Origin of the sequence: Marinibacterium sp. SX1 (assembly GCF_050389775.1) — a bacterium.
Classification (GTDB): Bacteria; Pseudomonadota; Alphaproteobacteria; order Rhodobacterales; family Rhodobacteraceae; genus Marinibacterium.
This window is the reverse complement of the sequence record NZ_CP177144.1, coordinates 2,932,037-2,958,635: the sequence shown is the minus strand read 5'-3', so window position 1 is coordinate 2,958,635 and position 26,599 is coordinate 2,932,037. Positions and strand designations below refer to the sequence as shown.

Genomic DNA, 26,599 nt, shown 5'->3' with positions numbered 1-26,599 from the left:
TGATGGAAAGAGGTCACGCGAAAGGCCCCCGCGACACGCGGTCGGGGGGCGGCAGGATCAGGATTTGGGCATTTGCTCCGGCCGGGCCACGGGCCCGGTGTCGGCGGGCCGGTGATCAGAGAAGGCTGCCGACATAGGCGCCGGCCAGCAGCGCGATGATCAGGGTGACCAGGTTGATCAAACGGTCCTGGTTCAGCCTCAGGACAAGGCTGAGCCCCTGGTAGGTGTGCTGAAGCGTTTGCATCGGTCTGTCCGCGGTATGGTTCATGAACCGGGGAATAGCCAGGGATTATGGCAGGACTTTGGCACCTCTGCGGCCATGCCATGCCCGGGGGCGACCGCCCTGCCCCGGCCCATGCGCCCTGGCCCCGCGGCCGGGCGCAAGCCCCCGGCCGGCGGGAAAAATCCCGTCAGGGACAGAAGATGTCATTGCCCAGGGCAAAGACCATCAGGGTCAGAATCAGCGTGATGCCCACGGCCATCATCACCCGCAGGACCTTGTCGCTAGGCGGACGGCCGGCGACGGCCTCGTAGGCGTAGAACACCAGGTGGCCGCCATCCAGCGCCGGGATCGGGAAGAGGTTCAGCAGGCCGACGGCGGTGGACAGCACGGCAATGAACCAGACGAAGTTCTGCGCGCCTTGGCTGGCCATCGCGCCCGAGGTCTCGGCGATGCCGATCGGGCCGGACAGGTTGCAGGTGCTGATCGCGCCGGTCACCATGTGCCACAGGCCCGACAGCGATCCCTTGACGATCGACCAGGTCTGCAGAACCCCGCCTTCCAGCGCCAGGCCCGGGCCGACCGGCTGGGTCGCCGGGGCAAAGGCCATGCCCGCCGAGATGCCGATTCGCCAATAGGTCTGGAAGCTGCCGTCAGGCTGCGGCTCGTCCCAGCGCTTGGGCGCCACGGCAAAATCCATCACCTGCCCGTCGCGCCAGATCTCCAGCAGCAGCGCCCGTCCGTCCGAGCTTTCGACCACCTCCTTGAGCTGGTTGAACGCATGGATCGGCGTGCCGTCGACCGATACGATCACGTCGCCGGTCTTCAGCCCGACGTCATAGCCGGCACTGCGCGGGGCGACCATCGAGATATGCGGCGGGAAGAGATAGGGCCCCTGCACCACCTGTTCGTTGCCGTCGCGGCGCACGGTGTAATCCAGCACCGGCGCTTCTGGCACGCCGTCGGTGAACACGTCCCAGGCCTCGGGATCGTCGAAGGCCGGGGCCGGCACGCCGTCGATGGCCACGATCTCGTCGCCGGTCTGCAGGCCATAGGTGCCTTCGGGCAGGGTCAGCAATTCGCCCACGGTCAGCGGCTCGCGCACTTCGCCGCGCGAGAACATGATCGCCGTGAAGACCAGGATCGACATGATGAAGTTGAACACCGGCCCGGCCGCAACCGTGGCCGCCCGCGCCCAGAGCGGCGCACCATGCATCGTCCGGCGCAGCTGGGCAGGATCGGTGGCCGCCTCGGCCATGGCGTCTTCGTCCTTGCCCGAAGCCGCGTTGGCATCGCCCAGGAACTTGACGTAGCCACCAAAGGGCAGCGCGGCGATCTGCCAGCGCGTGCCGCGTCTGTCGACGCGGCTCCAGATCACCGGGCCGAAGCCCAGCGAGAAGGTCTCGGCATGGATGCCGGACCAGCGCCCGACGATGTAATGGCCGTATTCATGCACGGCCACGATGACCGACAAGGCCACGACAAAGGCCAGAATTGTCCAGATCAGCCCGCCGAATTCGGGGATGAGTTGCGTTATGTCCAAAGTCTATCCTGCTCGTTCCGCCATCACGTTTCGGGCGCATTGCCTCGCCAGATGGTCAGTTCGGGTGACGTTATCAAGGGTCATTGGGGCGTCAATGAGGCCCGCATCACGATCCAGTCGGGCCATGACCTCTTCGACGATCTCGGCCATCACCGTGAAACCGATCTGCCCGGCGATGAAGGCATCCAGCGCCTGTTCCTTGGCCGCGTTGAACACCGCCCCGGCCATGCCCCCGCGTTGCATCGCCGCAGTGGCCAGCCGCAGCGCGGGATAACGGGCGGCTTCGGGCGCGCGGAAGGTCAGCGCGCCGGCCCGGGCCAGGTCCAGCCGTTCGACCGGCAGGTCGCGGCGTTCGGGCCAGTTCAGGGCAAAGCCGATGGCATGGCGCATGTCATGCGGCCCGACATGGGCGATCAGCCCGCCATCGCGGTAGCCGACCAGCGCATGCACCAGCGACTCGGGGTGCACGACGACCTCGATCTGATCGGGCTCGACGCCAAAGAACTCACGGGTTTCAATGACTTCCATGGCCTTGTTGAACATGGACGCGCTGTCGATCGTGATCCTCTGGCCCATCGCCCAATTGGGATGGCTTGAGGCCTCGTCCAGCGTCGCCCGGGCCAGGTCCTCGATCGGCCAGTCGCGGAATGCCCCGCCGCTGGCGGTGATGATGATCCGCTCGACGGCGGCGATGTCCTCGCCCCGCAGCGCCTGAAAGATGCCCGAATGTTCGCTGTCGACGGGCAGCAGCCGGGCCTCGTGGCGCCGCGCGGTGTCCAGCAGCAGCGCCCCGGCGCAGACCAGCGATTCCTTGTTGGCCAGGGCCAGCGTGGCCCCGGTCTGCAGCGCGGCCAGCCCGGGCGCCAGCCCCGCCGCCCCGACAATGGCCGACATGACCCAATCGGCCTCGCGCGCGCCGGCCTCGCAGAGCGCCTGCGCCCCGGCGGCCGCCTCGACCCCGCTGCCGGCCAGCGCGGCGCGCAGGTCATCCAGCAGCTCGGGATGGGCGGTGACGGCGATCTCGGCCTTTAGGCGGCGGGCATCCTCGGCCAGCCGGGCGATGTTGCGCCCGCCGGTCAGGGCCACCACCCGGAAGGCGTCGGGCGCGCGGTCGATCAGGTCGATGGTGTTCTGTCCGATGGAGCCCGTCGCCCCGAGAATGCTTACACGTCGCACGCGTTCCAGTTCCGTGATCCCCTAAGGCCCCGGCGGATAGCCCGTCGTTTCCATCACCGCAAGCACTAGAACCGAGGCAACGACCATGCCGTCGAACCGGTCGAACAGCCCGCCGTGGCCGGGCAGCAGGCCGCCGGAATCCTTGACCCCGGCCCGGCGCTTGATCGCGCTCTGGGCCAGGTCGCCGGCCTGCGAGGCAACCGAGGTGATCAGCGACAGCACCGGCAGCCAGGGCCCGGCGCCGGTCACCCGCATGAAGATCACGCCCACGATCAGCGCCACGATCCAGCCCGCGGACGAGCCGGCCCAGGTCTTCTTGGGGCTGAGGCGGGGCCACAGCTTGGGCCCCCCGATGATGCGGCCGGCGAAATAGCCGGCGATGTCGGTGCCGGCCACGACACAGACCAGCCACAGCATCCAGACAAAGCCGAACTCGTCGCGCACCGAGGTCATGCCGAATGCGGCCAGCTGGATCACGACGAGGAAGGGCACGAAGAGCCGGCGCTGGTCCGGCAGGGTGATGTACCCCACGACCACGGGCACCAGCAGCGTCGGGATGACCGCCGCCGGCGGCCCCCAGATCGCGCAATAGGAGGCCAGGCCCGACATGGCGCCCATCTGCAGGGCAAAGCCCGGCCGTTCGGGGGCCAGCATGGCAGCCAGTTCCCAGACGATGATGCCGGTCAGCACGGCGACAAAGGTGATGAACACCCAGCCCCCGGCCCAGACCGCGCCCAGCCCCACCCCGGCCAGCACCAGCCCCGAGGCCACGCGCAGGGCAAGATCGGACCAGCGACCCTTTGCGGGCTTTGCAGGTTCCCCGGTCACGCCCGCACGGCCCCGAAGCGGCGATCGCGGCTGCCGTAGTTGCGGCACAGCCGGGCCAGCTCGTCGGGCGTGAAATCGGGCCAGAGCGTGTCGACGAATTCATATTCGGCATAGGCCGATTGCCACAGCAGGAAATTCGAGATCCGCGCCTCGCCGCTGGTGCGGATGACCAGGTCGGGATCGGGCAGCACGCGGGTATCGAGGTAGCGCGTCAGGGTTTCCTCGTCGACATCCTCGGGGTCGAGCTCGCCGCGGGCCACGTCGCGGGCCAGCAGCTTGGTCGCCCGGGCGACCTCGTCGCGGCTGCCGTAGTTCAGCGCGATGGTCAGGTGGACCAGGTCGTTGTCGCGGGTCATCTCTTCGAGCCCGCGCATCAGCTCGACCAGCTTGGGGTCGAGCCGGTCGCGGTCGCCGATGAAATGCACCCGGATGCCTTCGGAGAAGAGATCCTTGGTTTCCTTGGCGATATAGCGCCGGAACAGGCTCATCAGCCCGGCCACCTCGACCTGGGTGCGTTTCCAGTTCTCGGTCGAGAAGGCAAAGATCGTCAGGTACTTGATGCCGAGTTCCGGGCAGGCCTGCACGACGTCGCGCACGCGCTTGGCCCCGGCGTGATGGCCGAAGAGCCGCGGGCGGCCGCGGGCCTGGGCCCAGCGGCCGTTGCCATCCATGATGATGGCCACGTGACGGGGCCCGTGCTGGGCGCTGGGATCCGGATCTGCCGACATCTGGCTGGTCACACCTGCATGATTTCGGCTTGCTTGACCTCGAGCGCCTCGTCGACCGCGGCGATCATCTTGTCGGTCAGTTCCTGCACTTCGGTTTCCCAGAATTTCTGGTCATCCTCGGACATGCCGTCGGCCTTGGCCTTCTTGATCTGGTCCATGCCGTCGCGGCGCACGTTGCGCACGGCAACGCGGGCATGTTCGGCATATTGACCGGCGACCTTGGTCAGCTCGCGGCGGCGTTCCTCGTTCAGCTCGGGGATCGGCAGCATGATGATGGTGCCGTTGAGCTGCGGGTTGATGCCCAGGCCGCTTTCGCGGATGGCCTTTTCGACCTTGCCGACCAGGCCCTTGTCCCAGACGTTGATCGTGACCATGCGCGGCTCGGGCACGTTCACGGTGCCGACCTGGTTGATCGGGGTGGACGCGCCATAGGCGTCGACCATCACCGGCTCGAGCATCGAGGCCGAGGCCCGGCCCGTCCGCAGCGAGGCGAATTCCGTCTTGAGGTTCGACATGGCGCCGTCCATGCGGCGTTGAAGATCATCGGTGTCGAGTTCGAAATCGTCCGACATGCTGCCCGCTCCTTCTTCCTGCGGCTTTTTCGCGTCTATAGCGGGTTCGCCCGGGGCTTGTATAGGCTCGCGATGGGCCGGCCGCCGTGGCGACCGGGGGCGCAAGCGGCGCGGCCTCTCTCTCTTCTGCGGCGGCGGGCCCGGGTGGCGGGCGGCGTGCCGGATATTTTCAAAGAGAAAGAAGCAGCAATGGCGGTGTCAGCCGTGGACCTTGGTATAGGTGCCCCGGCCGGCGAGGATGCCCTTGAACCCGCCCGGCTCGTCCAGCGAGAAGACGATGATGGGCAGGTCGTTGTCGCGGGCCAGGGCAAAGGCCGAGGCGTCCATGACCTTAAGGTTCTTCACCAGGGCCTCGTTGTAGGTGATGGTGTCGAACCGGGTGGCATCGGGGTGTTTCTTGGGGTCCTTGTCATAGACCCCGTCGACCTGCTTGCCCATCAGGATGGCTTCGCAGGACATTTCGTTGGCGCGCAGGGTCGCCGCCGTGTCGGTGGTGAAATAGGGGTTGCCGGTGCCGGCGGCAAAGATGCAGACGCGTTTCTTTTCCAGGTGGCGGACGGCGCGGCGGCGGATGTAGGGCTCGGCGACCTCGTCCATGCGGATGGCGCTGATCACGCGGGTGTGGATCTGCAGCGCCTCGAGCGCGGATTGCATGGCCAGGGCGTTCATGACCGTGGCCAGCATGCCCATGTAATCGGCCGTGGTGCGTTCCATGCCCTGGGCCGAGCCCTGCAGGCCGCGGAAGATGTTGCCCCCGCCGATGACCATGCAGATCTCGACGCCCAGCTCGTGGACCGACTGGACCTCTTCGGCGATGCGGCGGACGGTGGGCGGATGCAGGCCGAAGCCCTGGTCGCCCATCAGCGCCTCGCCCGAGATCTTGAGCATGACGCGGCGGTACTTCGCGTCGGGATCGACCGGCGGCTTGCTCCGCCCGCTGGGTTTCTGTGTCGCATCTGCGGGTCTGGGAAGGGTCATGTTGCGCTCCGCCTCGGGCCGGGTAAAGTCCTGCGCAAAATGGAGCAAAACGTGCAAAGGTTCAATGCGATCTGGCGGCGATGCGCGCCGGGCCTGCCGGGCCGGGGTGATGGCGGGACCCGGGGACGGCCGGGATCGGGCGCCGGGCCCATGCGGGGCGCATCATGAGCCCGGCGGGCGGGGATCTGCCGGCCGGGGTGCCGGCTGATCTGCCGGCCATTCCCGACGACCGGCCGGTGCTGATTGCCGGGCCCACGGCCTCGGGCAAGTCGGCGCTGGCGCTGGCCATTGCCGAATCCCTGGGCGGGGTGGTGGTCAATGCCGATGCCAGCCAGGTCTATGGCTGCTGGCGGGTGATCACTGCCCGGCCCTCGGCCGAAGAGGAAGCCCGCGCGCCGCACGCGCTTTATGGCCACGTCGACTGGCGCCAGACCTATTCGGCCGGCCAATGGCTGCGCGAGATCACGCCGCTGATCGCGGCCTTCCGGGCCGGGCAAGGGCCGCGGCCGATCGTGACCGGGGGCACCGGGCTCTATTTCCGCACGCTGACCGAGGGCATGGCCGAGATCCCGCCCACCTCGCCAGAGATCCGGGCCGAGGCGGATGCGCTGGACCTCGACACGATGATCGAGGCTCTGGATGCCGCGACCGCCGGGCGGATCGACCTGCGCAACCGGGCCCGGGTGCAGCGCGCCTGGGAGGTGCTGCGGGCGACGGGCCGCGGGCTGGCCGATTGGCAGGACGACACGCCGCCGCCGCTCTTGCCGCTGGACCGGGCGGTGCCGATCGTGATGGATGCCGGGCGCGACTGGCTCGAAGCGCGCATCCGCCGGCGGTTCGACGCCATGCTCGATGCCGGCGCGCTGGACGAGGTCCGGGCGATGCGCGGCGATTACGATCCCGCCCTGCCCGCCTTCAAGGCAATCGGCGTGCCCGAGCTGGTCGCGCTGCTGGATGGGGCGATCCCCCTTGACGCGGCGCGCGAACGCGCCAGCATTTCCACCCGTCAGTTCGCCAAGCGGCAGCGGACCTGGTTCCGGGCGCGGATGGGGGATTGGCACCGTTACGATCCCGCCGCCTGAGGCGGGCCGACCGCCTGCCCCGGGCCGCGCCCGCTCAACCGACCAAACGACCGACCAAAGCCGATGATGCACAGCTACACGGCCCATGACCCACCGGCCCCCGGGATCCAGGCGCTGAGCCTGGCCCAGGTCATGCGCGACGGGGCCTGGCGGCTGGACCTGGCCCATGACCGGCCCGACCACCTGCTGGTCTGGATCACCCGGGGCCAGGGCGTGGGGCTGATCGACGGGTCGCGCCGGGGGCTTGGCCTGCACAACGCGCTGTTCATCCCGGCCCGCACGCTCTTTGCACTGGACCTCAACCGCCAGGTCTTTGGCCAGGCGGTGATCATCCCCGAGGGCATCGCGCCGTCGATGCCCGCCGAGATCCACCACCTGCGCATCCGTGACGTCACCGCCCAGGCCGAGCTGACCGGCTTCTTCGAGGCGATCGGGCGCGAACAGGGGGCGGACCGGCCGCTGCGCCAGGCCGCCATGGCCGCCCATGTCGAGCTGATGTCGATCTGGATGCGCCGCCAGGTCGAGGCCGGGGCCGACAGCCTGCCCGGCGGCAGCGCCGGCCAGCGCCTGTCGCGGGCCTATTGCCGCCGGCTGGTCTCGCATTTCGCCTCGGGCGCCAGCCTGGCCGAACATGCGACCTATCTCAATGTCACGCCCACCCACCTGACCCGGGTCTGCAAGACCGAGATCGGCAAGACCGCCGGCGCCCTGCTGACCGAACGGCTGCTGCATGCCGCGCGGCGGCTGCTGTGTGACACCGACGTGCCGGCCAAGGACATTGCCAGCCAGCTGGGATTCGGCAGCGCGGCCTATTTTACCCGGTTCATCCAACAGCATACGCACCAGAGCCCGATCCAGCTGCGGCGCAGCACGCGGATCCGCCACCAATCCGGTTGATGTCGTTTTCAGGCAGGGTATATGTCGCATACGGACCACGAAGCTTCGGTTTGATGCATTGACGCATCCGCCAAAACCATGCCGAATGGTCCGCGAAGATGCCGGGCCCCGGCATCGGAATACAACGATAACGGACCCCGGTCCGAGCGATGGCGGCACCGCCCGCCCTTTCCATCGCAGGGAGATGCGAATGACTGACACGTTGACCTCCGGCCAGCCCGTGCATTGGGCCGCCGAGATGCACGCCGGTGAATACCGGGACGGCAAGCTGAGCCGACGCGAATTCCTCACCCGGGCGACGATGTACGGCGTCTCGGCCGTGGCGGCCTATGGCATGATCGGCCTGCCCGCCCCGGCCCTGGCGCAGCCCACACCCCAGGACGGCGGCACGCTGCGTTGCCAGATGTCGGTGCGCGCGCTCAAGGACCCGCGGACCTACGACTGGTCCGAGATGGGCAACCAGACCCGCGGCACGCTGGAATACCTGGTCGAGTACAATTCCGACGGCACCTTCCGGGGCATGCTGCTGGAAGGCTGGGAGATCAACGACGACGCGACGGTCTACACGCTCAAGGTGCGGCCGGGCGTCAAGTGGAACAACGGCGAGGATTTCACCGCCGAGGACGTGGCGCGCAACATCGAGCTGTGGTGCGACAAGGGCATGGAGGGCAATTCCATGGCCGGGCGCTTTGGCACGATCATCGACGCCGACAGCGGCACGGTGATGGAGGGCGCGATCGAGATCGTCGATCCGCTGACCGTGCAGCTGAACCTGCCCAAACCCGACATCTCGCTCATTGCGGGCATGTCCGACTACCCGGCCGCCGTGGTCCATTCGACGTTCCAGAACGACGATTACACCGCCAATGTCGGCACCGGCCCCTACCTGGTCGAAGAGCTGGAAGTCGGCGTGAAATGCACGCTGGTGCGCAACGGCGACCACGAATGGTGGGGCAGCGAGATCTATGGCGGGCCCTACCTGGACCGCATCGAATACATCGATTTCGGCACCGACCCCTCGTCCTGGCTGGCCGCGCTGGAATCGGAAGAAGTGGACATGGTCCATGAATCCGTCGGTGAATTCATCGATGTCATGGATGCCCTGGGCTTCGTGAAATCCGAGGTCGTGACCATGTCGACCCTGGTGATCCGGCCCAACCAGCTGGCCGAGGTCAACGGCGTCAAGCCCTATGCCGACAAGCGCGTGCGCCAGGCCATCCAGAAGGCCGTCGACAATGCCGTCTGCCTGGAGCTGGGCTATGGCAACCGCGGCGCGGTGGCCGAGAACCACCATGTCGGCCCGATCCATCCCGAATATGCCGAACTGCCGGCCCAGACCGCCGATCCGGCGGCCGCCAAGGCGCTGATGGAAGACGCCGGGATGATGGATTTCGAGCACGAGATCATCTCGATCGACGACGACTGGCGCAAGAACACCACCGATGCCGTGGCCGCGCAGATGCGCGACGCCGGTTTCCAGGTCAAGCGCACCGTGCTGCCCGGGTCGACCTTCTGGAACGACTGGACCAAGTACCCGTTCAGCTCGACCAACTGGAACCACCGGCCGCTGGGCGTGCAGATCTGGGCGCTGGCCTATCGCTCGGGCGAGGCCTGGAACGAGTTCGGCTGGGAAAATGCCGAGTTCGACGCCCTGCTCGAAGAGGCGCTGGCCATCGCCGATGCCGACAAGCGCCGCGAGATCGCCAAGCGCGGCGAAGAGCTGATCCAGGAAGAGGGCGTGACCATCCAGCCCTACTGGCGCTCGCTCTACCGCCACGGCCGCGAGGGCCTGCTGGGCACCGAACAGCACGTCGCCTTCGAGCATCACCACTACAAGTGGGCGCTGGCCTCCTGAGCCGTTTTACCGGGGCCGGTCCGCAAGGGCCGGCCCCGTCGCCTCGACGGCGCGACCGCCAGTCCCCGGATTGCATGACGCAACCGGACCAGCCTGACCGAAAAGGGGCACGATGGGAGTCTTCATCCTGCGACGCATGGGGGTGATGTTGCTGACGGCACTTTGCCTGACCTTCATCGTCTTCTGCCTGACCAACCTGCATCCCAACCTCGAGAAACTGGCCAAGACCCAGGGCAATTTCCGCATGTCCGACGAGGCCGTGGCCAGCTGGCTGGACAACAACGGCTATGGCGGGCCGATGGTGATGCGCTATGGCCAGTGGCTGGGCGTCACCCCCGGCTGGACGCGCCAGACCGACGACGGCCCGACCGGACGCTGCATCCGGGGCGACACGGCCGACGACGCCCCGCGCTATTGCGGCATCCTGCAGGGCTACTGGGGCTATTCGACGGTCTTCAAGGACGATGTCGGCCCGATCGTCGCCAAGCGGCTGGGCCTGACCGGCATCCTGATGTTCTGGGTCATGGTCCTGATGGTGCCCTGCGCCCTGCTGATCGGCGTGCTGGCCGGCATGAAGGAAGGCTCGGGCCTCGACCGGGGCCTGTCGACCGTGTCGATCCTGACCACGGCCACGCCGGAATACGTCTCGGGGGTGATCTTCATCGCGGTCTTCACGTCGTCGACCGTCGGGCTGAAATGGTTCAAGGGCACGGCGACCTCGGCCATGGAGAACCCGACATTCGAGAACTTCTTCCTGCCGGTGCTGACCATCTCGCTGTACGGCATGGGCTATATCGCCCGGATGACCCGGGCCTCGATGGCCGAGGTCATGACCGCCCAGTACATCCGCACCGCCCGGCTCAAGGGCGTGAGCTTTCCCAACATCGTGCTGAAACACGCCCTGCGCAACGCGCTGATCGCGCCGTTCACCGTGATCATGCTGCAGGTGCCCTGGCTGCTGAACGGCGTGGTCATCGTCGAGACCCTGTTCAACTACAAGGGCTTTGGCTGGGTGCTGGTGCAGGCCGCCGGCAACAACGACATCGAGCTGCTGCTGGGCGTGTCGGTCGTGTCGGTCTTTGTCGTGCTGCTGACACAGCTGATTTCCGACATCGGCTATGTCTACCTCAACCCGCGCATCCGGATTTCATGAGGAGGCGCCGATGGATCCCCTGAGCACCCTGGACATCATCCTGCGCATCCTGGGCCGGTTCCTGCCGGTCTGGATCGCCCTTCTGGCCCTGTTCGGCCTGTCGATCCGTTTCAAGCGGCACCTGGGCCTGTACGGCAAGCTCTTCGACAGCACCATCGGCATGATCGGCTTTGGCCTGGTCATGTTCTGGGTCTTCACCGGGCTCTTCGGAGCCTTCGAGCTGATCGTCACCCATGACCCGCTGGCCCAGCTGTCGGGCATGAAGAACAAGGTCCCGGGCACGCCGCTGCCCTCGCCCGAGGACGGCCAATATGCCTGGTACCTGCTGGGCGGCGACAACCTGGCCCGCGACGTGTTCTCGCGCATGGTCAAGGGCGCCTGGATCGTCGTGCAGATCGCGCCTCTGGCCACGCTGTTTGCCTTCATGGTCGGCATCACCCTGGGCCTGCCCGCGGGCTATTACGGCGGCCGGCTCGATACCGTGCTGTCCTTCCTGGCCAACCTGATCCTGGCCTTCCCGGTCATCTTGCTGTTCTACCTGCTGGTCACCCCCGAGATCGTGGCTACAGGCGTGCCGCAATACATGGCCGTCGTGCTCTTTGTCTTTCCGCTGGTCTTCTTCGGCGTGCTGATCTCGTCGCGCCACAAGGCCCAGCCCCGGCGCAACGCGACGCTCCTGGCGCTGGTGCTGGTGCCGCTGTTCCTGGGCTACATGTCGCTGGTCAATGCCTCCGGCAGCCGGATCGATTTCTGGCCGCTGGATTTCTTCGACGTGCCGGGCGGTATCCTGGTGGTCTTTGTCTCGGTGGTCTTCGTCAACGCGCCGACGGTGTTCCGCATCGTCCGGGGGCTGGCGATGGACATCAAGACCCGCGACTACGTCGCCGCCGCCCAGACCCGGGGCGAAGGCCCGTGGTACATCATGCTCTGGGAAATCCTGCCCAATGCCCGCGGCCCGCTGATCGTCGATTTCTGCCTGCGCATCGGCTATACGACGATCCTGCTGGGCACCCTGGGTTTCTTTGGCCTGGGCCTGCCCCCGGAAAGCCCCGACTGGGGTTCGACGATCAACGAGGGGCGCAAGCTCTTGTCGATCTACCTGCATCCCGCCCTGCCGCCTGCCTTTGCGCTGCTGTCGCTGGTGCTGGGGCTGAACCTGCTGGCGGACGGGCTGCGCGAAGAAAGCCTGCGGGATTGAGGTGATGCCGGAAGAGACATTGAATCTCATCAGTGCTTTCGCCGCGTTGGCCGGTGTCGCTTTCGGGGCATTCGCGGCGGTGCGCGCTCTTCAAGATCTGCGGCGTGCCCGAGAGCAATCCGACCGTGACTATCGTTGGAGGCAAGCTCAAGCCGCGAAGCAGCTTTCTGACGAATTGCTTGCCGCCGAACCCGCCCGTTTCGCTCTCACCATGCTGGATTGGGAACGGCGGGAATATACCTACAATGGAAAAGAGTATGGTGGTTTTTCAGATGCCGATGTCGCTCTGGCCCTGCGCACTCAACTGGTCCATCCGCAGGAACTAGACTCAAAGACGCTCGTCTTTGATGAAAATGAAGTCTTCATCCGCGATGCTTTCGACGAGTTTCTTGGTTTCCTCGAACGCTTCGAGCATTTTATCTCGGTCGATTTGACAACTCTTCAGGACCTCCGGCATCCGGTCGACTACTACATCGCGAAGATGGCTCAGCCAAAGTTCAAGCCTGCCATCCAGGAGTTCCTGACGACTTACGGCTATCATGGAGCACTCAGCTTTTGCGATCGTTTCCCGGTGTGGCATCCCGAACAGGAAGGATAAACAATCCATGACATCGGATCACGGTGCCTCAAACGGACCGATCCTCGAGATCGAGAACCTGTCGATTTCCTTCTTCACCCGGGCGCGCGAGATCCCGGCGGTGATGGACTTTTCCGTCAGCGTCATGCCCGGCGAGGCGGTCGGGCTGGTCGGCGAGTCGGGCTGCGGGAAATCCACCGTGGCGCTGGGCGTGATGCAGGATCTCGGCCGCAACGGGCGCATCGTCGGGGGCAAGATCCGCTTCAAGGGCCGCGACCTGGCCGAGATGAGCGCCAAGGAACTGCGCGACATCCGCGGCTCGGAAATCGCCATGATCTACCAGGAGCCGATGGCCAGCCTGAACCCGGCGATGAAGATCGGCCGCCAGCTGATGGAAGTCCCGATGATCCACCAGGGCCTGTCGGCCGCCCAGGCCCGCGAACGGGCGCTGCAACTGGTGACGGATGTCAAGCTGCCCGACCCGGCGCGCATCCTCGACAGCTTTCCGCACCAGCTGTCCGGCGGCCAGCAACAGCGCATCGTCATTGCCATGGCCCTGATGTCGGAACCCGCGCTGCTCATCCTCGACGAGCCAACCACGGCGCTGGACGTGACCGTCGAGGCCGCGGTGGTCGACCTGGTCAAGGAGCTGGGGCGCAAATACGGCACTTCGATGCTGTTCATCAGCCACAACCTGGGCCTGGTGCTGGACACCTGCGACCGGCTCTGCGTGATGTATTCCGGTGAGGCCGTGGAAACCGGGTCGATCGGCAATGTCTTCGAGCGCATGCGCCACCCCTATACCCAGGCCCTTTTCCGCTCGATCCCGCTGCCCGGCGCGGACAAGACCGCCCGGCCGCTCAAGGCCATCCCGGGCAATTTCCCCCTGCCCCATGAACGCCCGCCGGGCTGCAACTTTGGCCCGCGCTGCGACTATTTCCAGGCCGGGCGCTGTGATGCCGGGCCGGTGGAGATGGCCGGGGTGGCCGGCGATGACCGCCATGCCACGCGCTGCCTGCGCTTTGACGAGATCGACTGGACCGCGCCCATCGCCACGACCGAGGCTGTCGCGGCCACCGAGCCGGGCAAGGTGGTGCTCAAGGTCGAGGCGCTCAAGAAATACTACGAGGTCGCGGCCAACGCGCTGTTCGGCGGGTCGGGCGCGACGCGGGTCGTCAAGGCCAACGAGGCGATCAGCTTCGAGGCACGCGAGTCCGAAACGCTGGCCATCGTCGGCGAGTCGGGCTGCGGGAAATCGACCTTTGCCAAGGTGCTGATGGGGCTGGAAACGGCAACCGACGGGCAGATCATGCTCTATGACCAGGACATCCAGGACCTGCCCATCGAGATGCGCAAGACCGACACGGTGAGTTCGGTGCAGATGGTGTTCCAGAATCCGTTCGACACGCTGAACCCGTCGATGAGCGTCGGCCGCCAGATCATCCGGGCGCTTGAGATCTTTCGCATCGGGCGCGACGATGCCGAGCGGCGCGAACGCATGTACCACCTGCTGGACCTGGTGAAACTGCCCCGGGCCTTTGCCGACAGGATGCCCCGCCAGCTGTCGGGCGGGCAGAAACAGCGGGTGGGCATTGCCCGGGCCTTTGCCGGCGGAGCAAAGGTCGTCGTGGCCGACGAGCCGGTCTCGGCGCTGGACGTCTCGGTCCAGGCGGCGGTGACGGACCTGCTGATGGAGATCCAGCGCGAGGAAAAGACCACTCTGCTGTTCATCAGCCACGACCTGTCGATCGTGCGGTACCTGGCCGATCGGGTCATGGTCATGTACCTGGGTCACGTGGTCGAGATGGGCGCGACCGACCAGGTCTTTGCGCCGCCCTATCATCCCTATACCGAGGCCCTGCTATCAGCGGTGCCGATCGCCGACACCAGCGTCGAGAAGGAACGGATCGTGCTGGACGGAGACATCCCTTCGGCCATGGATCCGCCGCCGGGCTGCCCGTTCCAGACACGCTGCCGGTGGAAGGACCGCGTGGCCGGCGGTTTGTGCGAAACCGAAGTGCCGCCGCTGAGGACGCTGGACGGCGGGCACCAGATCAAGTGCCACCTGGACCGACAGGTGCTGGATGCGATGCAGCCGGTGATCAAAGTTCCGGCGGAGTGAGGCCGGCGAAGGGTTGACTTGATCCATTTTAATTCAACGACTTGACGGGTCTTATTAATCCTATACAGCGAGTCATTATGGGGACGGTGGGTGCAAGCACCCACCCTACGAAGGGCCGGTGCGGGACCACGTAGGATGGGTTACAAACCCATCTGCCGGCGGCGACGGGCGGCCAGCAGAGCCAGGGCGCCGACGGCCAGGGCATAGGTCGCCGCCACAGCGCCCATCATGACCGGCACATCGCCCAGGTCGAGCAACGCCAGCAACACCGGTGTGCCCAGCAGATTGCCCAGGTTGCCCGTCTGCGCCATCAGCCCATAGCCCATCGCCCGGTCATCGGCCGACAGGTTCAGCTCGGGCACCGCGGCAAAGCCCGCGCCCTGTACCACGCCCAAACATGCAAAAAGCCCGACACAGGCCAGCGCCAGCCCCATCAGCCCAGCCACCCCCGACACGCCCGCCACCAGCGCCGCGCCGGCAAAGCCCAGCGGCATCAACCGGCTGGCCGGCCGCCAGCGCATCAGGACCGGCACGCAGATCAGCGCCACCGCCGTGCCGGTCAGGGGCATGGCGGCCGTCACCTGGGCCCGCAGCGCCGGGTCCAGCCGCTCGGGCAGGACGGCCAGCAAGGACACGAATGTCAGCGTGTAGAACAGCCAGCCCAGCCCCGGCGCGGCGATGAAAGGCGACCGGCAGGCGGCGATCATCCGGCCCACGACCGACCCGGCCGGCGCGCCGTCACCCACACGCCGCGCACCGGTGTCGCGGCCACGCAGGCCAAGGGCCAGGACTGCTGCCATGACCAGCAGGAACATCCCGTGCAGACCGAACAAGGCCTCCGGCCCCGCCTGTGCGACCAAAGGCAGTCCGAACAGCGCGACGCCGGCAAAAGTCACCCCGAAGAAGGTGCTCCAAAGCGCCATGGCCGCCCCGCGATAGCGGTCGGGGGCGATCTCGGCGATCAGTGTGGGTGCGGCGACGACAATGGCCAGGTGCGACGCGCCTTCGAACACGCGGCTGACCAGGAACAGCGGAAAACCCGGCAGGCTGGCCTGCCAGAGCGAGATCACCCCGCCGATCACCAGCCCGCCCAGCAACATGCGCGCCAGCCCCATGCGGCTGACCACCGCGCCGGCCAGCGCACCGAATACCGCGCCGATCAGGCTGATGACCGTCAACAACCAGCCGATCCGCGCCCCCGCATCCGGGTAGAGCGCGGCAAACTCGGCAAAGGGCACGGCGATCTTGGCAAATTGCCCGGCCGCGCCCAAACCGGCGGCCCACAAGAGCAGGACGAGCACGGGCGCGGGACAGGTCAGCGACGGAATACGGGACATGCGGCGGACCTAGCCCACCAGCGCGCCGGGGGCCACGCATATTTCATGCGCGGCGCTTCCTCGACAGTCTACGTTGGAAGTAAATCATTTTTATTCAGTATCTTAAAGGCCAATCCTAATCAAACAGACCACACCACCAAAGCACTCATCCCAAAAGACGCGCCCCGCTCACCAGCCGCACCGGCGTGCCATCGGCCAGGTAGAGCCGCTCCCATGTGATCGGCCCGGCGCGGATGTGCAGCCGGTCATGCCGGGCGGCCGAGGTCAGAAAGACCCGGGGCGCCGGGGCCTGCAGATCCCACCAGCCGGTTTCGGCCAGTTCCGCCTCGGCGGCGCGGATCTCGTCGGTGGCAAAGGGCCAGAGCGACTGGCCCAGCATGCTGCGCTGGCCAACCTGCCATTCCGCGGCCCGCGCCCGCGAACAGGCCAGGCAGACATGGCTGGCCTCGTCGACCAGGTGCAGCGCCTCGCCCGAGCCTTCGACCAGCCGGCGCAGGGCGCCGTCATCGGCCCGCTCGCCGCGCAACAGGTCCAACACCGCCTGTTGGCGGGCCGCCTCGGGTCTGATGCTGCCGCTTTCCCAGCGCGACACCGTGGCCTGGTCGACCCCGGCCAGATCGGCCAGCGCGGCCTGCTTGACCCCAAGCGCCCGGCGCAGCCGCCGCAGACGGCGGCCGAAATCGGGCATGGGCCGGGGGGACAGGATGGGCTGAGGCATCATCGGAACATTTATCCGGGGCGGGATCGCCCCGCGCCAAGGGGACGCCGGCAAGCGGATGATGTCAAGCCGCCCAGGCCACCCGGCCCGGAGCCGTTCAGATGTTTTCGTAGAGCCAGACAGCCTCGTCCGCGGCCTTGAGCACGCTGTCGATATTGGCCGCCACGGTCTGCAGGCCGATGTCATTGACCGGCAACCCGTCGATCACCCGTTGCAGCTGACTGCGCACCGGCATCCAGAGGTCACGGACATATTCCAGTTGCAGCTGGATGATCTCGTCCGGCGCGGCCAGCAGGCCCATGTCGTCGTCACCCTCAAGCAAGCCGTTCAGGGACTGGTCGAACAGCGCAACGGTGCGGGCCAGCGCCGCGCGCTGCGCGGGCACGTCGATGCCGGCGGCGATCAGGCAATATTCCTTGGCGGCGCGTTGGGTCAGCATGCGCTGACGCCCGGCGATGTTGATCATACGGGCCAGCTCTTCGGACACGGTCGAGCCAATGGCCGACGCTTCGAGCGCCAGCACAACGTCATTGGCAGCGGTCAGGATGTCGAGCGAGCGCACGGCCACCTCGCCCAGCCGCGACGGATCATCGGCCACGGCCTGCAGGGCGACCATGTAATCGGGCCAGAGCGCATCAACGCGATCCAGCTCGGCCAGGACGGCGGCATTGGCCTCGCGCCGGATGCCCAGATCACCATCGCCATTGCGCAGCCCGTCGAGCGCGCTGTCAAAGGCCGCCTCGGCCAGGCGGGCGATATCGTCATTCTGGCGGGCCATCACGTCGCGCGACGAGAAACAGACGGCCCGGGCCATGCGCTGGGACAGCATGCGCTGCTTGCCGGCGATGTTGATCTTGCGCTTGAGGTCCGGCGCGACCTCGGCGGTTTCCGCCGTCTGGACGGCAAAACAGGACAGGATGACGGACAGCGCAACGCTGCCCAGCCGGTTACCGAAACGAGACATCAGACATTCCCCCAAGGACCCAGGACCGATCGCGGCCAGAGCTAGCGCAAGGGGGTTGCGCAAACCTTAACGGCAGTTGGATTTCCCCGGTCAGGCCGAGACACAGGTGGGACGCAAAGTACGTAAGCCTTTGGCAAGGCGAGGTTCTACCGACCTCAGCTGCCCCAGATCTTTTGCACGTAATTCATCGTTTCCTTGTAGGGCGGGATACCCTTGTGCTGTTTGACGGCCTTTGGCCCGGCATTGTAGGCGGCCAGGGCCAGCTGCCAGGTGCCGAACTTGCGGTATTGCCGCGCCAGGTAACGCGCGCCCCCGTCGAGGTTCTGGCCCGGGTCCTGGGGATCGACACGCAGGTGCTTGGCGGTCTGGGGCATCAACTGGGCCAGGCCGATGGCACCCTTGTGCGACACCGCATTGGGATTCCAGGCACTTTCCTGCTGAACGAGGTTGAGGAAGATCGCCTCGGGGATGCCATGCTTGCGGGCGGCGGCGATGGCCAGGTCGTAATATTCGCCGCGATAGCTGCCGGTATAGGGCCGCGGGCCGGTGGAATTGCCCGAGATGATCGTATCGGGCTGCAGGCGGGTGGAATAGGCGTATTGCGAGGCCCCGCGGGAATCCAGCACCCGGGCCTGGTTTTCAAAGATGGCCTTGCGCGACTTGGTCGAGAAGATCTCGTCCGCCTGCCCCGCACCGCCGGCCATGACCAGCGCGCCGGCCTGGACGGCCACCAGCAAAACCCTGTGCACCATTGTCTCATCCTGCTCGTTCGCCCGGGGCACTATACGCATTTTGCCCGGTGGCACCAGATGGGGATTGGACGGGCTGCCGGGGCCGTGATCGCCCCGTGACACCGCCCCCGCCCGCTTTGGCGGCCAGTGCGCGGGCAAAGCGCCACCTGCCGGCATTCCGACACGGCAATCCGGTTCCAACCCGCGGCGGCGACGTGTAAGTTGCCCCAAATGCAGCGCGCCCCGGATTCGGCGCGCCCGAGGCTTGAAAGGACGACATGCCATGGCCGGTTCAGTCAACAAAGTGATCATCGTCGGCAACCTGGGCCGGGACCCCGAGGTGCGCAGCTTCCAGAATGGTGGCAAGGTCTGCAACCTGCGGATCGCCACGTCCGAGAACTGGAAGGACCGCAACACCGGCGAACGGCGCGAGCGGACGGAATGGCATTCGGTGGCCATCTTCTCGGAGCCCCTGGCCCGGATCGCCGAGCAATACCTGCGCAAGGGGAGCAAGGTCTATATCGAGGGCCAGCTGGAAACCCGCAAATGGCAGGACCAGTCCGGCCAGGACCGCTATTCGACCGAGGTCGTGCTGCGCCCCTACCGCGGTGAGCTGACGCTTCTGGACGGCCGCGGCGAAGGCGGTGGCGGCGGCAACTTCGGCGGCGGCAGCGGCGGCTCGTCCTATGGCGGCGGCGGTGGCGGCTATGACAGCGGCCCGTCCGACGACCGGTTCGGCGGCGGTTCCTCGGGCGGCGGCGGTGGCCGTGGCCCGATCTCCAACGACCTGGACGACGAAATCCCGTTCTGACCCCAGCCGGCCAGACCACTCGACACCAAGCACAAGGGCGCGCCATCCGGCCGCGCCCTTTTTTTTGTGCCCCCAAAGCCCGCGCCACGCTGGAAGTCTTGCACGCGCTCCTGCTTCTTTCTCTTCTCAAGTATCCGGAAAGACCCCGCCCCCCGGCACGACAATGCAGAAAAGTGCGCAATCCTGGCCGCGTCCTGGCGTAGTCCCCGCAATCCAGACGCTCCGCCTTTTTCTGCGATGGGGTGCGGAACGTCGACGCTGTGTATGGATACTTGGAAAGAGAAAGAAGCAGCAGTCGGGCAATGGCGGAGGTGGCCCGCGCCGATCGGGCGGGCCGCGATGCCGGTGTCAGGCGGCGCGCGCTGCCAATACCCGCCGGCTCAGGCGGGGATGCGGTCGGCGAGGGAGGTGGCGAGCAAGTCCCGCACCAATTCGCGTGGCACGTCCGAGGTCACGAAGCTGTTGCCGATGCCGCGCGCCAAGATGAAGCGCAGCTGGCCGTCGATGACCTTCTTGTCCTGGCCCATCAGGTCCAGCAGCGCATCCGCATCGGGCAGGTCGCCGGGGATGTCGGAGAGCCGGGCCTTCATGCCCATGTCCGCAAGGTGTGCCCGGACGCGGCTGGGCTCTTCCTGGGCGCAGAGCCCCAGGCGGGCCGACAAGTCAAAGGCCAGGGCGCAGCCGATGGCCACGCCTTCTCCATGCAGCAGCCGGTCGGAATAGCCCGTCGCCGATTCCAGCGCGTGGCCAAAGGTATGGCCCAGGTTCAGCAGCGCCCGGTCGCCCTGTTCGGTCTCGTCGCGCACGACGATGTCGGCCTTCATCTGCACCGACCGCGCCACGGCCTCGACCCGGGCGGCAGTATCGCCGGCCGCCATGGCCGGGCCGTTGGCTTCGAGCCAGGCAAAGAAATCCGCGTCCCCCAGCAGCCCGTATTTCACCACCTCGCCGTAGCCGGCCAGGAAATCGCGCGGGGTCAGGGTGGCCAGCACATCGGTATCGGCCAGCACCAGCGACGGCTGGTGAAACGCGCCCACGAGGTTCTTGCCGTGGGACGTGTTGATCCCGGTCTTGCCACCGACCGAGCTGTCGACCTGGGCCAGCAGCGAGGTCGGGATCTGGACAAAGCGGATGCCGCGGCGCAGCACCGCCGCGGCAAAGCCGCCGAGATCGCCGATCACCCCGCCGCCCAGGGCGATCAGCACGTCGCGGCGCTCGATCCGTTCGGAGAGCATCCATTCGACGGTGCGCGTCAGCTGGGCCCAGCTCTTGGTCGCCTCGCCCGCCGGCAGCGCCAGCGAAGTGCTGTCGATCCCCGCCGCGGTCAGCCCGGTGGTCAGCGCGCCGAGGTGGCGGGCGGCCACGGTCTCGTCGGTCAGGATGGCCACGCGCGGCCGGTGCAGCAGCGGGCCGACCAGGGCGCCCGACCGGGCCAGCAGGCCGGGGCCGATATGGACATCATAGGCCCGGTCATCCAGTGGCACGTGGACAAGGCGGGCGGCTTCGGGAATGGCGGACATCAGGCGGTCTCCAGCACGTCGGGACGGGTGGCCAGGGCGTCGATCACCCGGTTGGCCATGGCATCGACGGATGTCTGGGCATCCGACGTCACGGCAATATCGGCCAGCCGGTAGATCGGCACACGTTGTTCATAAAGCCGGGTGAGCGCCCCGCGCGGATCGGGGGTGCGCAGCAGCGGGCGGCTGTCCTTGTGGCGCACCCGGTTCCACAGCGTGTCGAGGTCGGCATCCAGCCAGACCGACACCCCGCGATCTGAGATCATCCGCCGGTTGGACTCGGCCAGGAAGGCCCCGCCACCGGTCGACAGGATGCCCGACCGATCCGCCAGCAGGCGCGAGATCACCTGGGCTTCCTTGCGTCGGAAGAAGGCCTCGCCGTCGCGGGCGAAAATCTCGGGGATGGACATGTTGGCCGCGGCCTCGATCTCGGCATCGCTGTCGGCAAAGGGCACGCCCAGGCGATGCGCCAGGGCCTTGCCCACGGCGGTCTTGCCGGCGCCCATCATCCCCACCATGACGACGGTTTTCTTCAATGTTCCCCTACCCTTCGGCGCGTCGGCCCCGGCATCGTCCTGCGGGCCGGCCGGCACCGGGCCATCGCCCTGCGCCCCTGCCGGACCGGCGGTGCGAACAATGCCCCCGTTCATGCCTTCTTCCATGCCCTGGCCCGTGGCGTGACCGCCCGGGCGACCGGTTGACACAATTTCGTGCTCTTTTCCGCTCATTGCCCTTCAATGACGTGAACTTGGTCAAAAGGCCAGTTATAGTTTGCCGAAAAAGACATGCAGGCAGGCAAAGGACATACATGGGCCGTCTTCTGAAATTTCTCCTCGTCCTGGTCGTGCTGGGCTTTGCCGCGCTGACCGTCTACGCCTATCTCGGGCCCTATTTCGGCGTCGATTTTTCCGCCCGCCAGGGCGAGGTGCGCAAGCCGGTGACGCTGGATGCCGAATAGGCCGAGGCCGGCGTTCCCGGGGCTGACAGGCCGGCGCGGCCGGGCCACGCGGCGCGTGCCTTCGGCTGCCCTTCTGACAACGCTTCTGGGATGGGCCGCCCTGGCCGGGCCGGGGCTTGCACAGGAGCCGCTGTCGGCCATCGACTGGCTGCGCCGCAACCCGCCTTCGGTGCCGCCGATGGCCCGGCCGGGCACGCCGGGGCGGGCCGTTCTGCCCGGTGCCGTGCCGGGCGCATCCAACAGCCACCTGGCCGGGCTGCCGCCCCGGGCCGAACCGCCGGTGACCGACGGGGTGTCGGCCCCGGTGATCGAGGTCACGCCGCTGGATGCCTCGCCGATGTCGATGGGGCTGGTGCCGGCCACGGTGACGGGCCTGCCGGCCAGCCTGTGGTCGGGCAGCCGGGCGGTGACCCTGTCGCGGCTGATCCGCACGGTGCCGGCGCAGAGCCCGGCGATGCAATCGGTGCTTTATACCCTGCTGCTGGCCGAGGCGCAGCCGCCGCGCGATGCCGGGGCCTCGACCGAGCTGACGCTGGCGATGATCGACCGGCTGATGGACCTGGGCGCGGTCGAGCCGGCCGAGGCGCTGGCCCGGCGGGTCGGGCCGACCCGGTCGCCGGATCTGTTCGCGCGCTGGTTCGATGCCACGCTGCTGACCGGCACCGAGGATGCGGCCTGTGCGACGCTGGCGGCCAACCCCTTCCTGGCCCGGGAATATTCGCCCCGGATCTATTGCAGTGCCCGGCGGGGCGACTGGCCGGCGGCGGCGCTGATGCTGGACACGGCCGAGGCCCTGGGCGACCTGGACGGGGCGCGGGCCGCGCTGTTGGCGCGGTTCCTGCATGGCGACCTGGATGACGAGCTGTTGCCGCCCCCGGCCCCGCCGGTGGCCGTGGCGCCGCTGGACTTCCGGTTGTACGAGGCGATCGGCGAGCGGCTGCCCACGCAATCCCTGCCCCGGGCCTTTGCCCATGCCGACCTGCGCGACGTGGCGGGATGGAAAGCCCAGCTGGAGGCCGCCGAGCGGCTGGCCCGCACCGGAGCGCTGAGCGCCAACCTGTTCCTGGGCATCTATACCGAACGCCAGCCGGCGGCCTCGGGCGGGGTCTGGGACCGGGTGCAGGCGGTGCAGCGCTTTGAAACGGCCCTGTCGACGGGCAGCGCGGCGGCCATCGGCAAGACCCTGCGCCCGGCCTGGGACGCCATGCGCGCGGCGGGCACCGAGGTGACCTTTGCCACGCTCTTTGCCGGTGAACTGGCTGCCCATCCGCCCGAAAGCGCCACGGCCCGGGCGCTGGCCTGGCGCATCCGGCTGCTGTCGGAGCAATATGAACGGGCGGCGCGGGACATGCCCGAGGGCGGTGGCACCGGGGCCCGGGCCGAGGCGGAATTCCTGGCGGGCATCGCCCGGGGCCGGCCCGAGGCCGGGCCGAACGATCCCGATCTCTACCAGGCCATTGCCGCCGGGTTCGACGATGCGGCCGAGTTGCCGCGCACCCTGCGCGACCTGCGGCAGGGCGATGCCCTGGGAGAGATGATCCTGCGGGCCATGGCGCTTTACCAGCAGGGACTGGACGGCAATCCCGAAGCGCTGACCGATGCGCTGGCGGCGTTCCGCAGCGTGGGCATGGAAGACACCGCCCGGCGCGCGGCGCTGCAGCTGATCCTGCTGGAGCCGCGGCGATGAGCGCGCCCGACGGCGCCGGTGGCGGGCCGGCGGCGATGATGCTCTGGGTTTCGGCCTTTCTGGAAGCCCAGGCGGCCGAGCTGGGCGCGGCCCGAAACACCCAGCTGGCCTATGCCCGCGACCTGCGCGACCTGGCCGGCTGGATGGAGGCCCGGGGGCTGGATTTCGCCGGCGCGGCGCGGCACGACATCGAGGATTACCTGGTGTCCTGCGATGCCCAGGGCCTGTCGCGGGCGACCCGGGCACGGCGGTTGTCGGCGATCCGGCAGCTCTATCGTTTTGCCTTCGAGGAAGGCTGGCGCAAGGACAACCCGGCGATCCAGATCCGTGGCCCGGGGCGCGACAAGAAGCTGCCCATGACTCTGGAAGTGGCCGAGGTCGACCGCCTGCTGGAGGCCGCGCGCCAGGCCGGGCGCACCGAGGCCGACCGCCAGCGCAACACCTGCCTGATGGAGCTGCTTTATGCGACGGGCATGCGGGTGAGCGAGCTGGTGTCCCTGCCCGTCTCGGCCGCGCGGGGCGATCCGCGCATGCTGCTGATCCGGGGCAAGGGCGACAAGGAACGCATGGTGCCGCTCTCCAGCCCGGCGCGCGCCGCGCTCCGGGACTGGCTCGCCACGCGCGACACGGCCGAAGACGCCGCGCGCAGCACCGGGCGGGCCGGGTCGGCCTTCCTGTTCCCCTCGCGCTCCAAGGACGGCTATCTGACGCGCCACCGGTTCTACCTGTTGATCAAGGAAATCGCCGTGGCGGCCGGGGTGTCGCCGGCCAAGGTCACGCCGCACACGCTGCGCCACGCCTTTGCCACGCACCTTTTGGCCAACGGAGCCGACCTGCGTTCGATCCAGACGCTGCTGGGCCATGCCGACGTGGCCACGACCGAGATCTATACCCATGTGCTGGACGAGCGGCTCAAGGAACTGGTGCTGGAACATCACCCCCTGGCCCGCCCGGGTGGGACCGAGTGACGCCGAGGCTTGAACCGGAGCGCCGCGACGCCCATAACCATCCGGTGAAACAAGATATTCGGGACAATGGAGACAGGTGATCCGGTGCTCGACACCGCTTTCTGGCTGACCGCGGGCGGCATCTTGCTGCTGCTCGTCTTCTCGGCCTTCTTTTCGGGTTCGGAAACCGCGCTGACGGCGGCCTCGCGGGGCAAGCTGCGCAGCCAGGCCGACAAGGGCGCCCACGGGGCGCAGGTTGCGCTGGACGTGACCGAGGACAACGAACGGCTGATCGGGTCGGTGCTGCTGGGCAACAACCTGGTCAACATCCTGGCCACGTCGCTGGCCACGGCGCTGTTCACCAAGCTGTTCGGCGAAGGCGGCGTGGCGCTGGCCACGCTGGTCATGACGCTGATGGTGCTGATCTTTGCCGAGGTCCTGCCCAAGACCTATGCGATAACCAATGCCGAGACGGCCGCCGCGGCCGTGGCGCCGGTGATCCGGCTGGTGATCCTGGTGTTCTCGCCGGTGGTGCAGGCCGTGCGGGTGCTGGTGCGCGGGGTGCTGCGGGTCTTTGGCGTGCGCATCGACCCCGACAGCCACGTGCTGGCCGTGCGCGAGGAAATCGCCGGGGCGCTGCACCTGGGCCATTCGGAAGGGGTCGTCGAGAAGGAAGACCGCGACCGGATCCTGGGCGCGCTGGACCTGGGCGAGCGCTTTGTCGAAGAGATCATGCTGCACCGTTCGGGCATCGAGATGATCGATGCCGCGCAGGAGCCCGAGGCGATCCTGGACCAGGCGCTGAAGAGCCCGCATACGCGGCTGCCGGTCTTTCGCGACGAGCAGGAGAACATCATCGGGGTGATCCATGCCAAGGACCTGAGCCGGGCGATGCATGCGCTGATCGGCGGGCCGGATGGCGGCCGGGGCGAGCTGTCGGATTTCGACGTGACGGCCGTGGCCACGCCGCCCTATTTCGTGCCCGAGACGACCACGCTGGACGACCAGATGCGCGAGTTCCTGCGGCTGAGGACGCATTTTGCGCTGGTGGTCGACGAATACGGCAGCCTGCGCGGGCTGATCACGCTGGAAGACATCCTGGAAGAGATCGTGGGCGAGATCACCGACGAGTTCGATGCCGAGGTCGAGGCGCAGATCGATCGCAGCGAGGACGGCCAGTACCTGATCGACGGGGCGATGACGATCCGCGACCTCAACCGGGCGACCGACTGGGTGCTGCCCGACGAAGAGGCCAACACCGTGGCCGGGCTGGTGATCCACGAGGCCCAGACGATCCCGGTGGTGGGCCAGGTGTTTTCCTTCCACGGCTTCCGGTTCGAAGTGACCGGGCGCGAGGGGAACCGGGTGACGCAGCTGAAGATCCGGCCGCTCTGAGGGGTGATGCGGCCCGGTGTGGGGCCTGCGGATGGTGATGTGCCGGAGATGTAGTCGGGATTGAGACAGGGGCCACGTGCCCCTGTCTTGCGTTCGGGCGCCCGGTTCAGCCGTTGCAGGCGCAGCCCGACCCCTTGTGGCAGGACTTGGTCTTGGAAATGCAGGAATCGCCGCAGGCCTTGCCCTTGCGGCAGGTCTTGCAGCAGGACTGGGCGACGCCGGGGGCATGGCCCAGCGACAGGAGGCGATCGGAGAGCGTGGCGGCCCAGGGCGCCGGAGACAGGCCGGGGGCCGCCTGGGCGGACAGGGCGATCGGTGCGGTGGCGGTGACCAGGGCCACGAGGGTGGCGGCGACACGGCGGGAGATGGCGGACATGGGTGTACTCGGTAATGGTCGACGGACGGGCGGCGCGTGAGGTCGGCGCCGGGGTTTACGAGCCGGGGTTTACGAATTGTTAACCATTAGCGGGTGGCGGCGCGCTTGGGCAAGTGGTGCCGTGGTGCGGAATTGAGGGGCGAGGCGCCTTTGGATCACGGCGCGTCGGGTATTTGGGCCAAGAAGAAGATGGGGGACAGGGCCCATGCCGGAGGGAGGCGACGGGTGG

At 67.5% G+C, this 26,599-nt stretch carries 26 protein-coding genes; 12 read left to right on the top strand and 14 right to left on the bottom strand.

The annotated features are described in order from the left end of the window. Positions 1 to 115: 115 nt before the first annotated feature. The 7 genes from ACK3BB_RS13360 to pyrH all read right to left on the bottom strand — a co-directional run bounded on the left by ACK3BB_RS13360 (position 116) and on the right by pyrH (position 5,955). Positions 116 to 244 (bottom strand): hypothetical protein, encoded by a 129-nt coding sequence (locus ACK3BB_RS13360; RefSeq protein WP_428925138.1) that lies wholly within the window; start codon positions 242 to 244, stop codon positions 116 to 118. A 166-nt stretch (positions 245 to 410) separates the two neighbouring features. Further along, entirely contained in the window at positions 411 to 1,763 is a 1,353-nt protein-coding gene (gene rseP, locus ACK3BB_RS13355; RefSeq protein ID WP_428925137.1) for an RIP metalloprotease RseP, read from the bottom strand. A gap of 3 nt (positions 1,764 to 1,766) precedes the next feature. Beyond that, positions 1,767 to 2,939, bottom strand: a complete 1,173-nt coding sequence (dxr, locus tag ACK3BB_RS13350) for a 1-deoxy-D-xylulose-5-phosphate reductoisomerase (RefSeq protein ID WP_428925136.1) — start codon at positions 2,937 to 2,939, stop codon at positions 1,767 to 1,769. Positions 2,940 to 2,960: 21 nt separating this feature from the next. Continuing rightward, positions 2,961 to 3,767 carry a phosphatidate cytidylyltransferase gene (locus ACK3BB_RS13345; RefSeq protein ID WP_428925135.1) on the bottom strand — a complete coding sequence of 269 codons (807 nt, stop codon included), beginning with the start codon at positions 3,765 to 3,767 and terminating at the stop codon, positions 2,961 to 2,963. Next, positions 3,764 to 4,495 (bottom strand): polyprenyl diphosphate synthase, encoded by a 732-nt coding sequence (gene uppS / locus ACK3BB_RS13340; RefSeq protein WP_428925134.1) that lies wholly within the window; start codon positions 4,493 to 4,495, stop codon positions 3,764 to 3,766. The genes ACK3BB_RS13345 and uppS overlap by 4 nt, the downstream gene beginning before the upstream one ends. Before the next feature lie 8 nt (positions 4,496 to 4,503). Then, positions 4,504 to 5,067, bottom strand: coding sequence for a ribosome recycling factor (gene frr / locus ACK3BB_RS13335; RefSeq protein WP_428925133.1), 564 nt, complete (start codon positions 5,065 to 5,067; stop codon positions 4,504 to 4,506). Between the two features lie 198 nt (positions 5,068 to 5,265). Next, positions 5,266 to 5,955, bottom strand: a complete 690-nt coding sequence (pyrH, locus tag ACK3BB_RS13330; RefSeq protein ID WP_428928736.1) for a UMP kinase — start codon at positions 5,953 to 5,955, stop codon at positions 5,266 to 5,268. A gap of 254 nt (positions 5,956 to 6,209) precedes the next feature. Here pyrH and miaA point away from each other — a divergent pair, with 254 nt between their 5' ends. The 7 genes from miaA to ACK3BB_RS13295 all read left to right on the top strand — a co-directional run bounded on the left by miaA (position 6,210) and on the right by ACK3BB_RS13295 (position 14,929). Next, complete coding sequence (gene miaA / locus ACK3BB_RS13325) at positions 6,210 to 7,127, top strand: tRNA (adenosine(37)-N6)-dimethylallyltransferase MiaA (RefSeq protein WP_428925132.1); 918 nt, start codon at positions 6,210 to 6,212, stop codon at positions 7,125 to 7,127. A 66-nt stretch (positions 7,128 to 7,193) separates the two neighbouring features. Then, the gene (locus ACK3BB_RS13320; protein WP_428925131.1) at positions 7,194 to 8,024 is read left to right on the top strand and encodes a helix-turn-helix domain-containing protein; all 831 of its coding nucleotides are present in this window, start codon (positions 7,194 to 7,196) and stop codon (positions 8,022 to 8,024) included. Between the two features lie 190 nt (positions 8,025 to 8,214). Further along, positions 8,215 to 9,879 (top strand): ABC transporter substrate-binding protein, encoded by a 1,665-nt coding sequence (locus ACK3BB_RS13315; protein WP_428925130.1) that lies wholly within the window; start codon positions 8,215 to 8,217, stop codon positions 9,877 to 9,879. A gap of 112 nt (positions 9,880 to 9,991) precedes the next feature. Continuing rightward, a complete protein-coding gene (locus ACK3BB_RS13310) occupies positions 9,992 to 11,032 on the top strand; it encodes an ABC transporter permease (protein WP_428925129.1) in 1,041 nt (346 codons plus the stop codon). A gap of 10 nt (positions 11,033 to 11,042) precedes the next feature. Next, positions 11,043 to 12,230, top strand: a complete 1,188-nt coding sequence (locus ACK3BB_RS13305) for an ABC transporter permease (RefSeq protein WP_428925128.1) — start codon at positions 11,043 to 11,045, stop codon at positions 12,228 to 12,230. A 4-nt stretch (positions 12,231 to 12,234) separates the two neighbouring features. Beyond that, positions 12,235 to 12,828 (top strand): hypothetical protein, encoded by a 594-nt coding sequence (locus tag ACK3BB_RS13300; protein WP_428925127.1) that lies wholly within the window; start codon positions 12,235 to 12,237, stop codon positions 12,826 to 12,828. A 7-nt stretch (positions 12,829 to 12,835) separates the two neighbouring features. Then, a complete protein-coding gene (locus ACK3BB_RS13295) occupies positions 12,836 to 14,929 on the top strand; it encodes a dipeptide ABC transporter ATP-binding protein (RefSeq protein ID WP_428925126.1) in 2,094 nt (697 codons plus the stop codon). Between the two features lie 140 nt (positions 14,930 to 15,069). Here the strand turns inward: ACK3BB_RS13295 and ACK3BB_RS13290 are convergent, their stop codons facing one another. The 4 genes from ACK3BB_RS13290 to ACK3BB_RS13275 form a co-directional block, all read right to left on the bottom strand. After that, positions 15,070 to 16,266 carry an MFS transporter gene (locus ACK3BB_RS13290; protein ID WP_428925125.1) on the bottom strand — a complete coding sequence of 399 codons (1,197 nt, stop codon included), beginning with the start codon at positions 16,264 to 16,266 and terminating at the stop codon, positions 15,070 to 15,072. A gap of 145 nt (positions 16,267 to 16,411) precedes the next feature. After that, entirely contained in the window at positions 16,412 to 16,987 is a 576-nt protein-coding gene (locus tag ACK3BB_RS13285) for a helix-turn-helix domain-containing protein (RefSeq protein WP_428925124.1), read from the bottom strand. Positions 16,988 to 17,081: 94 nt separating this feature from the next. Then, entirely contained in the window at positions 17,082 to 17,948 is an 867-nt protein-coding gene (locus tag ACK3BB_RS13280) for a type IV pili methyl-accepting chemotaxis transducer N-terminal domain-containing protein (protein WP_428925123.1), read from the bottom strand. 155 nt (positions 17,949 to 18,103) lie between these two features. Then, positions 18,104 to 18,700: a lytic transglycosylase domain-containing protein gene (locus ACK3BB_RS13275; protein ID WP_428925122.1), complete on the bottom strand. Its 597-nt coding sequence runs from the start codon at positions 18,698 to 18,700 to the stop codon at positions 18,104 to 18,106. Positions 18,701 to 18,962: 262 nt separating this feature from the next. Between ACK3BB_RS13275 and ssb the strand changes: the two genes are divergently transcribed. Next, entirely contained in the window at positions 18,963 to 19,490 is a 528-nt protein-coding gene (gene ssb / locus ACK3BB_RS13270) for a single-stranded DNA-binding protein (protein WP_428925121.1), read from the top strand. 380 nt (positions 19,491 to 19,870) lie between these two features. Here the strand turns inward: ssb and aroB are convergent, their stop codons facing one another. Together aroB and ACK3BB_RS13260 are read right to left on the bottom strand one after the other, a co-directional pair. Further along, positions 19,871 to 21,010, bottom strand: a complete 1,140-nt coding sequence (gene aroB, locus ACK3BB_RS13265) for a 3-dehydroquinate synthase (protein WP_428925120.1) — start codon at positions 21,008 to 21,010, stop codon at positions 19,871 to 19,873. Further along, positions 21,010 to 21,657 carry a shikimate kinase gene (locus tag ACK3BB_RS13260; RefSeq protein WP_428925119.1) on the bottom strand — a complete coding sequence of 216 codons (648 nt, stop codon included), beginning with the start codon at positions 21,655 to 21,657 and terminating at the stop codon, positions 21,010 to 21,012. The genes aroB and ACK3BB_RS13260 overlap by 1 nt, the downstream gene beginning before the upstream one ends. 158 nt (positions 21,658 to 21,815) lie before the next feature. Here ACK3BB_RS13260 and ACK3BB_RS13255 point away from each other — a divergent pair, with 158 nt between their 5' ends. From ACK3BB_RS13255 to ACK3BB_RS13240, 4 genes are all read left to right on the top strand, one after another. Beyond that, complete coding sequence (locus ACK3BB_RS13255) at positions 21,816 to 21,965, top strand: hypothetical protein (protein ID WP_428925118.1); 150 nt, start codon at positions 21,816 to 21,818, stop codon at positions 21,963 to 21,965. Positions 21,966 to 22,020: 55 nt separating this feature from the next. Further along, positions 22,021 to 23,652 (top strand): hypothetical protein, encoded by a 1,632-nt coding sequence (locus ACK3BB_RS13250; RefSeq protein WP_428925117.1) that lies wholly within the window; start codon positions 22,021 to 22,023, stop codon positions 23,650 to 23,652. Continuing rightward, entirely contained in the window at positions 23,649 to 24,620 is a 972-nt protein-coding gene (locus ACK3BB_RS13245) for a site-specific tyrosine recombinase XerD (protein WP_428925116.1), read from the top strand. Before ACK3BB_RS13250 ends, ACK3BB_RS13245 begins: the two co-directional genes overlap by 4 nt. A 66-nt stretch (positions 24,621 to 24,686) precedes the next feature. Beyond that, entirely contained in the window at positions 24,687 to 25,994 is a 1,308-nt protein-coding gene (locus tag ACK3BB_RS13240; protein ID WP_428925115.1) for an HlyC/CorC family transporter, read from the top strand. Positions 25,995 to 26,100: 106 nt separating this feature from the next. Here the strand turns inward: ACK3BB_RS13240 and ACK3BB_RS13235 are convergent, their stop codons facing one another. Continuing rightward, entirely contained in the window at positions 26,101 to 26,370 is a 270-nt protein-coding gene (locus ACK3BB_RS13235) for a hypothetical protein (protein ID WP_428925114.1), read from the bottom strand. Between the last annotated feature and the right edge of the window lie 229 nt (positions 26,371 to 26,599).